We start from the raw sequence: 9,265 nt of genomic DNA on the forward strand, positions 1-9,265 counted from the left end.
AGGTTTTACCTCTCAAAAAAAATCGCGAGCAGGCTCGCTTCCACAGGTTATACGCCATCCTGTGGGAGCGAGCCTGCTCGCGATTGTGAGCGCAGCGAATGCCTTTAAGAAACCTGCACCCGCCGCTTCTCCGCCATCCAGCTACGCCCATACAACACAATGATCGCAATGATCGCCACCGCCTGAGCACTCAGCGAATACGCATCGGCGTGAATGCCCAGCCAGTCGAAGTCAAAGAACGGCACCGGCCGCGTGCCGAAGATCCCGGCTTCCTGCAACGCCTTCACGCCATGACCGGCAAACACCACCGACAGAGCGCACAACAACCCGGCATTGATGCTGAAAAACAGTGACAGCGGCAGTTTCGCCGAGCCCCGCAGGATCACCCACGCCAGACCAACCAACAGCACCAGCGCCGTCGCCCCGCCGGCCAACACCGCGTTATGCCCCGCTGGCCCGGCCTGCAACCACAAAGTCTCGTAGAACAGGATCACTTCAAACAGTTCGCGATACACCGAGAAGAATGCCAGCGTCGCAAAGCCGAAACGCCCGCCGCCGCCCACCAGGCTGCTCTTGATGTAATCCTGCCAGGCCGCTGCATGGCGACGGTCGTGCATCCACACGCCGAGCCAGAGCACCATGACCGCCGCGAACAACGCCGTCGCGCCTTCCAGCAATTCACGCTGCGAGCCACTGACATCGATCACAAACGCCGCCAGCGCCCATGTCGCCAGACCGGCCACCAGCGCCAGGCCCCAACCGACGTTGACACCGCGCACCGCCGATTGCTGGCCGGTGTTGCGCAGGAACGCGAGGATCGCCGCCAGCACCAGGATCGCTTCCAGACCTTCGCGCAGCAGTATCAGCAACCCGGAGATGTAGCTCAGGGACCAGCTCAAACCATCACTGCCGAGCAGGCCGGCAGACGCCTTCAACCTGGCTTTGGCTGCATCCAGACGTTTCTGGACCTCGGCCACCGGCAAGCCGTCCTGCAACGACTGACGGTAAGCCATCAGGGATTTTTCTGTATCTTTGCGCACGTTGGCATCGACGTTGTCCAGGGAGCTTTCGACCAGTTCAAAGCCTTCCAGGTAAGCCGCTACCGACAAGTCATAAGCCTGATCGTGATCGCCGGCGCGATATGCCGCGACGCTTTTGTCCAGGGTTGCAGCGGTGTAGTCGAGCAATTGCGCCGGGCCACGCTTGACCTGCGGCGGTTGCGCACGCTGGGCGCGGAAGGTCGCTGCCGCTTGCGGGCCTTCGGCGGCCAGCACTTCGGCCGGGGTCTGTCGAGCCAGGTCGGCGATGTTGTAGGTTTTTTCGGATGTTGCCGCGGCCGGATCGGCACTGAAACTGGCGATGTAGGTCGCCAAGTCCCAACGCTGACGGTCATCCAGCTGATCGGCGAAGGCCGGCATGTCAGTGCCTTCTACGCCCATCCCCAAGGTGTTGTAGATCGCGTAAAGGCTCAATCGATCCTGGCGCGCAACATCGCGCAGATTGGCCGGCGGCGGCGTCAGACCGACACCGGCCGGGCCATCGCCGGCACCCGCATCGCCATGGCAGACCGAACAATGCTGGGCGTACAGCGGCGCGCCCCGGGTCGGGTCCGGCGTAATGATCGGTGCCTGACTGACTTCATAAGCCACGGCCAGCTTCGCTCCAAGCTGCCGAGCCTGACGGGCGACGTCCGCACCGTCCTGACGAGCAGCGATGGCGCTGTGCAGTGTGCTGACGCCCTGCTCCAACCCTGCCTTTTCCGGCTTGTCCGGCATGGCCGCGATCAAGCCTTGCAGCACCTTGGTAAATTCCAGCTGCTCGCGGTACTCGGACTCACTGATGACCTTGCCCGCTTGCACAGATTGCGGGTAGTCCGCGCCAATGTAATCGAGCAAATGCAGCGCTTGCGGCGCACCTTCCACGGTGTCGGCCAGCAGATTGGAACTGCACAAGGCAAACAGCGGCAATACCAGCCAGGCCAGGAAACGGGACGGGGCAGTCATGAATGAATCTCAATTGGAAATACGAAGTAACACATTGTTCACTTCGAATGAGTTTCACTCAAGCTTTGTTGTGTGAAATGCGGCATCACGCCTCGATTTACGCGCTGACTTCATGATGGCACTTTCTATAAAAATGGAATTAAAAAGCCATTACTTAGCTATCGTCCCTGCTTATAATGTCGCGCCTGCAATTGATCGACATGGCACTCAAGCTCCTCTGCTCATGAGGAATTGGCAGGACGCCCGTCTGCGCCGATAGGTCTCAACAGCCCGACCAGCAAGCACGGCTGCATACATTCAGGGAAGAAGTACTATGGCCTCCCGCGCCTTAACCTTGATCGCGCTCAGCGCTGTCACTTTGCTCTCCGGCTGTTCGGCATTCCGCAACTACGACTCGGAACTCGCACAAACCAACCAGCAGCTGGCTTCCGGCAATGTCGACGCCGCTCTGACCCTGCTGGAAAAGAACAACACCGGCGAAGACAAAGACCTGCTGTATTACTTCGAGAAAGGTGAACTGCTGCGCGCCAAGGGCGACCTGTCCGGCAGCCAGAACGCCTGGACCAGCGCCGATGCAGTGGTTGGCAAGTGGGAAGACGCCGTCAAGCTGGATACCGGCAAGTACCTCGCCCAGTTCGGCAGCTTCCTGGTGAACGACAAGGTCCGTCGCTACGAAGGCTACGACTACGAAAAAGTCATGCTGACCACTCAAATGGCCCTGAACCTGCTGGCCGTGAATGACTTCGACGGCGCGCGCACCGCGATCAAGAAAACCCACGAACGTGAAGCGGTGATCGCGGACCTGCGCGACAAGGAATACCTCAAGAGCGAAGAGGAAGCCGAGAAAGAAGGCGTCAAAACCGAATACAAAGACCTGCAGGGTTACCCGGTCGCCAGCCTCGATGCGCCGGAAGTAGTCGGCCTGAAAAACAGCTACCAGAGTGCGTTCAGCCATTACCTGGCCGGCTTCGTTTACGAAGCCCTGGGTGAAAAAGACCTGGCCGCGCCGGGTTATCGCAAAGCCGCCGAACTGCGCCCGAACACCCCGCTGCTGGAACAGGCACTGAAAGACCTCGACAAGAAAAGTGCCAAGGACGAGGACAGCGATATCCTGATCGTCGTGCAAAGCGGCCTGGCGCCGGCCCGGGATTCGATCCGCGTGCCCCTGCCGTTGCCGATCAGCGGCAATGTGGTGATCACCCCGCTGTCGTTCCCGATCATCAAGCCTGATACCTCCACCGCCACGCTTGCCCAGATCGGCGTGGACGGCCAGCAGCTCAATCTGACGCAACTCAACAGCATCACCGCCATGTCCCGCCGCGCGCTGCGTGACGACATGCCGGGCATCATCGTGCGCACCACCGTACGGGCCGTCACCAAAGGCATCGCGCAGAAGAAAATCAACGAAACCAACCCGCTCGCGGGCCTGGCGGTCGGTATCACTTCAGCCGTGCTCGAAGGTGCCGATACCCGTACGTGGCGCACCCTGCCGGACAACACCCAGGTGGTACGCCTGCGCCTGAAGAAAGGTGAGCACCAGGTCACGTTGCCAAGTGCGGTCGGTGGTTCGGTGGTCAAGGTCACCGTCGATCAACGCTATCAGGTCATCAGCCTGCGTGCCGTGGGCAACCAGGTGTTTGCCAGCGGCCTCGCGGCTCACGTCGTCTCGAGCAGCAGCCCGACGGCTGTGGCCAGCCTCAAACAACCTTAAGAACGGAGTCTTTACATGCGTTTCAAACTCATCGCTGTCGTCGCCCTGGCCTTGCTGGCTGGTTGCGCCACACTGCCGCCACCTGAGCCAGGCAGCGCCGCCAGCAAAGTCGTGGCCATGGGCAAGCTGAAGAACATTGTGGTGGGCGCCATGCGCGTCGCCCGGGAAAACGGCTTCATGACGGTCAATGTGCAGCTGAGCAACACCAGCTTCAACAACAAGACCTTCTACTACCGCTTTGCCTGGCTCGGCCCTGAAGGCTTTCCGATTGCCGAAGAAGAAACCTGGAAAAGCCAGATGATGTACGGCGAGCAGACCAGTTTCATCCAGGCCATCGCGCCCACCGCCAAAGCCGTGGATTTCCGCCTCGAAATCAAAACGCCTTAACACCCAATTCGATCAGTTTTAGAGAGCATTCCCATGTTTGCACGTTTTTCGTTCATCGCCGTTATCGCCCTGCTGGCCAGCGGTTGCGCCAATACTTCGCCTACTCTGGGCAGCAAAAACATCAGCTACGGCGACACCAAGGCCGTGGAAACCGTGACCAACGAGTTCGGTTCCACCGACCTGCAGATGATTGCCGAGTCCATGACCCGCTCCCTGGCACAGTCCGGCATTCTGCAGGGCCGTCCGGTGGTTCAGGTCTACGACGTGAAGAACAAGACCAGCGAGTACATCGACACCCGCGAAATCACCACCAGCATCAAGACCCAGCTGATGAAATCCGGCACCGCCCGCTTCGCCAGCGACAACACTGCCATGCAGAGCCAGGTCGACCAGCTGAAGCTGCAAAACCAGAGCGGCCTGTACAAGAAAGCCACCGTGGCCAAGACCGGCAACATGATCGCCGCCAAATACCGTCTTGAAGGTTCGATCAGCTCGATCGTCAAGCGCAGCAGCGACTACAAGGACGTCTTCTACAAATTCAGCCTGCAATTGATCGACGTTGAAAGCGGTCTGGCCGAGTGGATGGACGAGAAAGAGATCCGCAAGACCACGGAGCGTTAATCAATGCGCGCATGGATTGGCATGATGGCCCTGGCTTGCGCGTTCAGCGCGCAGGCAGCCCCGAAAGTCGCGGTGACGGACCTGGCGTATCAGGAGCGGGTGGAGCAATACATCCACATCGTTTCCGCCAAGAACAATTATCGTGAGGGTTACTACAGCGCCAGTGGTTCTTCGAGCTACAACGAAATCGAGGCCACCTACAGCTACATCGAACAAGGTGAATTGCGTAAATTCACCGGCGACATCAAGGGCGAAATATTGCGCACCGGCATGTTTCAGCTGGTGCAAGGCACGCCGTATACCGCCTCGTCCAAGGGTGACGTCTACGACGTGATCAAGCGGATCAAGGCCGGCAACTTCAAGGGTGCCGACTATGTGCTGTTCGGCACCGTGTCGGACATTGATTTCACCCGCGACGTGACCGAGCTGGCCAACACCGACAGCCATTCGGCCGTGTTGGGACTGACCCTGGTGGCTGACTTCAGCCTGATCAACACCCGGACTTTTGAAATCACCTCGGCCTTCACGGCGATGGGCGAAGGTCAGGACACCAAACTGGTGAATGGCCGGGACATCAAGGTTTCACTGAACCGGCCACGGGTGGTTCGTGACGTGTCCAAGGCGCTGGGTGAAGACGTGGCCACGCAGTTGAGTCAACAACTCGGTGGCGGCGGTTACGAGCAGCCGGGGCAAGCCCCGTTGCGCAACAACCTGCCACGGGATACCGCGCCGGTGATTTTGCGCTGATCCCTTGAACGAAAAAGGCGACCCCCTGCAGTAGCGAGCTTGCTCGCTACTGCAGGGGGTCGCCTTTTTTGTGGCTGGGCGGTTTACACCGCGGCTTTACGCAGCGTCGCCATGAACGCCGCCGCACCAATGAACAGCCCGGCAAACGTGCGGTTCATGCGTTTTTGCTGTTTGGGCGTGCGCAACAAGCGCAGCACCTTGGACGCCAACCCGGTGTAACCGGCCATGACGATCAGGTCAACGCAGACCATGGTCACGCCGATGATCAGGTACTGAGCCAACAGCGGCGCATGGGGGTCAATGAACTGCGGCAACACCGCCAGCATGAACACCAGGGCCTTGGGGTTGCTGATGTTGACCAGGAAACCGCGGAACACCAGGGCCATCGGCTTGCCGATCTGACGCACCGCCGCATCGTCGCTCATGTCGCTGGGCAGCGCGCGCCATTGCTTGATCGCGAGGTAAACCAGGTACGCCACGCCGAACCATTTGATTGCGTAGAACGCGGTGGCCGATGCCGTGAGAATCGCGCCAACACCCGCACCGACAATCGCGATCTGCACCGCCAGCCCCAATTGCAGGCCCAGCGCGTTCCAGTAACCGCGCCAGAAACCGTATTGCAGACCGCTGGACATCGACGCAATGGCGCCGGCACCGGGAGACAGGCTGATCACCCAGCAGGCGGCAAAAAACGCCAGCCATGTTTGAAGCTCCATCGCACACCTCGACTCAGACTCGTGACAGACGTCTAAACTAATGCGACTTGGGGCCGATGACTACCGATTTTTTACCGGATGTTGCGACTGCCGACCAGCGATTAGGGCTTGAAGAGTTCGTCATCAGACAGACCGCTATCGCGGGCGGTGCGACGATTCGACTTGCCCGCGATAGCGGCGTGTCAGGCAGTAGAAGACTTATTTCTCGAAGCCGCTCACAGGGAATACATCGCTGCCACGCCAGCGTCGAACCGAGCGCTGGAAGAACAGGCTATTCGGCACCTGCACCATCGCGCTGCCGGTGCCGAGTTCTTCCGCTTCGATCAGCGTGGTGTAGAGCAGATTGATCGCCACTACCCGACCTTTGACGCCAGGCTTGTCAGTGGTGTCCACCAACTCGACCACGTCACCAATACGGAAAGGGCCGACGGTAAAGATCAGGATCGCGCAGAGCAGATTGGAGAGCACGCTCCACATGGCGAAAAACGCCACCGCGGCCACCGCGACGAAACCGGACAACGCGGTCCAGAGCACCGTCGCCGACACCCCGAGGCGTTCCAGCACAAAAATCAGCGCACTGCCCATGATCAGCCAGCGCAGACCGCCGCGCAGCGGCATCAAGAACTGTGGCGGAAACGGGTAACGCTCGCCCAATCGAGTCAGGCATTTAGCGACGACGCGCTGAGCGATATAACCGGCCAGCAGGATCAGCAGAATTTGCACGACCAGCCAGATCGGCTCGACCCACATCGCCGGCAACGGTAGCTTGAAGGCTTCCATCAGGACAGCGCCTCCAGCTCCGCCTGCATGCTTTCCAGCAATTCCAGGGCTTCCATCCAGGCTTCTTCCAATTCGGCTTCACGCACCTTCAGCTTGGCCTGGTCGGCCAGCAGATCACGCAAGTCGTTCTTGCGTGCCGGTTCGTAAATGTCGCTGTCACCCAGGCTGGCGTCGATCTTCGCCAGCTTCTCGTGGAGCTTGCCGAGCTCGGCTTCGAGCTTGTCAGCCTCACGCTTGTGCGGCGCCAGTTGCTGACGCAAGGCTGCCGCCGCCTGACGCTGGGCCTTCTTGTCAGTCTTGTCCGGGTTGACCGGCGTGTTGCTGACCGGGGCATTGCGCTGACGGTAGTCGACCAGCCAACGGGCGTAGTCTTCCAGGTCACCGTCAAACTCTTCGACCTTACCGTCCGCCACCAGATAGAAATTGTCAGTGGTACTTTTGAGCAAATGGCGATCGTGGGAGACCACCAGCACCGCACCACTGAATTCCTGCAGGGCCATGGTCAGCGCCAGGCGCATTTCCAGGTCCAGGTGGTTGGTCGGTTCATCGAGCAGCAACAGGTTCGGCCGCTCCCAGGCGATCAACGCCAGGGCCAGGCGAGCTTTCTCGCCACCGGAGAAATTCAGCACAGGCTCATCGATGCGCGCGCCGCGGAAGTCGAAGCCGCCAAGGAAGTCGCGCAGAGTCTGTTCGCGCTCGGTCGGCGCCAGACGCTGCAAGTGCAGCAACGGGCTGGCCTTCGAGTCGAGGGAATCGAGCTGATGCTGGGCGAAGTAACCGACGACGGTGTTCTCGCCACGGGTCAAGCGACCGGCCAGCGGCGAGAGTTCACCGGCGAGGTTTTTGATCAGGGTCGATTTACCGGCGCCGTTGGGGCCGAGCAAGCCGATGCGCGCGCCGGGCGTCAGTTGCAGCTTGACCTTCTCCAGCACGGCTTTGTCGCCGTAGCCCAAACGGGCGTCGGACAGGTCGATCAACGGGCTGGAAATCTTCGTCGACTCGCGGAAGACAAAGTCGAACGGCGAATCGACGTGAGCGGCGGACAACTCTTCCATCCGCTCCAGCGCCTTGATCCGGCTCTGGGCCTGACGGGCCTTGGTCGCCTGGGCCTTGAAACGCGCGATGTAGCTTTCCATGTGCGCACGTTGCGCCTGCTGTTTCTCGTAGGCCTGTTGCTGCTGGGCCAGACGTTCGGCACGGGCGCGTTCGAAAGCGCTGTAACCACCGCGATAAAGAGTGATCTTGCGTTGGTCGACATGGGCCACATGATCGACCACGGCATCGAGGAAGTCCCGGTCGTGGGAAATCAGCAACAAGGTGCCGGGGTAGCTTTTGAGCCATTCTTCGAGCCAGATGATGGCGTCGAGGTCCAAGTGGTTGGTCGGCTCGTCGAGCAGCAACAGGTCCGAGGGGCACATCAACGCCTGCGCCAGGTTCAGACGCATCCGCCAGCCACCAGAGAAGTCTCCTACCTGCCGATCCATCTGCTCGTTGGTGAACCCAAGGCCGGCCAGCAGCTTGCGAGCGCGAGCGTCGGCGGTGTAACCGTCGGCGCTGTCGAGTTCCGAGTGCAGGCGGGCCTGGGCAGCACCGTCATGGGCCGCTTCGGCTGCGGCGAGGTCACGTTGCACCTCGCGCAGGCGCAGGTCGCCGTCGAGCACGTAGTCGACCGCCAGGCGTTCGAGCGTCTCGATTTCCTGGCGCATGTGGGCGATGCGCCAGTCGGCCGGCAGGAAGCAGTCACCCGAGTCCGGGTGCAGCTCGCCCCGAATCAAGGCGAACAGGCTCGATTTGCCGGCGCCGTTGGCACCGATGAGGCCGGCTTTGTGGCCGGCGTGCAGGGTCAGCTCGGCGTCTTCTAGCAGACGTTGCGGGCCACGCTGTAAAGTCAGGTTCTGAAGTCGAATCATAATGGCGGCGGAGTCTACCAGCTTCGCTCGCAACTGGCGCGAGTAGCACTATGTCCTCTGACCTGTGGAGCTTTTCCCTTGGCACTTACGCCCGTCCCGGCGTTGAAGCCGCGTGCCTGACCTTGCAGTCGGCGGGGGTGAATGTGTGCCTGTTGCTGTGTGGGCTATGGCTGGGAGAGCGTGGCGTTACCTGCAACGAACAACGCTTACAGCTGCTGCGTGATCTAGCCGGGCCCTGGGACGCGGATGTCGTGCAACCGTTACGCACCTTGCGACTGCAATGGAAAGCCGCCGCGAGCGTGGATACCGAGCTGAATAGTTTGCGCCAGGAAGTCAAGGCGCTGGAGATGGAAGCCGAACGGCATCTGTTGTTGCGACTGGAGCGTCTGG

The 9,265-nt window shown here is 60.5% G+C and carries 9 protein-coding genes; 5 read left to right on the top strand and 4 right to left on the bottom strand.

Annotated features, from left to right (window positions below; translation table 11 throughout):
• Positions 1-104 precede the first annotated feature (104 nt).
• Complete coding sequence (locus Q7W83_RS27345; RefSeq protein WP_150638103.1) at positions 105-2,003, bottom strand: FTR1 family protein; 1,899 nt, start codon at positions 2,001-2,003, stop codon at positions 105-107.
• A 313-nt stretch (positions 2,004-2,316) separates the two neighbouring features.
• On the opposite strand from Q7W83_RS27345, the gene Q7W83_RS27350 reads away from it, so the two are divergent.
• From Q7W83_RS27350 to Q7W83_RS27365, 4 genes are read left to right on the top strand one after another with little or no spacing between them, the layout of a single operon-like run.
• Positions 2,317-3,714, top strand: a complete 1,398-nt coding sequence (locus tag Q7W83_RS27350; protein WP_150632074.1) for a COG3014 family protein — start codon at positions 2,317-2,319, stop codon at positions 3,712-3,714.
• Between the two features lie 15 nt (positions 3,715-3,729).
• The gene (locus Q7W83_RS27355) at positions 3,730-4,101 is read left to right on the top strand and encodes a YcfL family putative periplasmic lipoprotein (protein WP_473658110.1); all 372 of its coding nucleotides are present in this window, start codon (positions 3,730-3,732) and stop codon (positions 4,099-4,101) included.
• 33 nt (positions 4,102-4,134) lie between these two features.
• A complete protein-coding gene (lpoB, locus tag Q7W83_RS27360; protein WP_017341418.1) occupies positions 4,135-4,722 on the top strand; it encodes a penicillin-binding protein activator LpoB in 588 nt (195 codons plus the stop codon).
• A 3-nt stretch (positions 4,723-4,725) separates the two neighbouring features.
• On the top strand, positions 4,726-5,469 hold the full coding sequence (locus tag Q7W83_RS27365) for a penicillin-binding protein activator LpoB (RefSeq protein WP_150638105.1): 744 nt from the start codon (positions 4,726-4,728) through the stop codon (positions 5,467-5,469).
• Between the two features lie 83 nt (positions 5,470-5,552).
• Here the strand turns inward: Q7W83_RS27365 and rhtB are convergent, their stop codons facing one another.
• The 3 genes from rhtB to Q7W83_RS27380 all read right to left on the bottom strand — a co-directional run bounded on the left by rhtB (position 5,553) and on the right by Q7W83_RS27380 (position 8,875).
• The gene (gene rhtB, locus Q7W83_RS27370; protein ID WP_017341420.1) at positions 5,553-6,185 is read right to left on the bottom strand and encodes a homoserine/homoserine lactone efflux protein; all 633 of its coding nucleotides are present in this window, start codon (positions 6,183-6,185) and stop codon (positions 5,553-5,555) included.
• A 198-nt stretch (positions 6,186-6,383) separates the two neighbouring features.
• Positions 6,384-6,965 (bottom strand): mechanosensitive ion channel family protein, encoded by a 582-nt coding sequence (locus Q7W83_RS27375; RefSeq protein ID WP_150632071.1) that lies wholly within the window; start codon positions 6,963-6,965, stop codon positions 6,384-6,386.
• Positions 6,965-8,875 (bottom strand): ATP-binding cassette domain-containing protein, encoded by a 1,911-nt coding sequence (locus tag Q7W83_RS27380; protein ID WP_150632070.1) that lies wholly within the window; start codon positions 8,873-8,875, stop codon positions 6,965-6,967. The genes Q7W83_RS27375 and Q7W83_RS27380 overlap by 1 nt, the downstream gene beginning before the upstream one ends.
• A gap of 50 nt (positions 8,876-8,925) precedes the next feature.
• On the opposite strand from Q7W83_RS27380, the gene Q7W83_RS27385 reads away from it, so the two are divergent.
• Positions 8,926-9,265, top strand: a 340-nt coding sequence (locus Q7W83_RS27385) for a TIGR02444 family protein (protein WP_473658114.1), incomplete at its 3' end; no start/stop codon positions are given.

The sequence above is a fragment of the Pseudomonas sp. 300 genome (assembly GCF_055803035.1).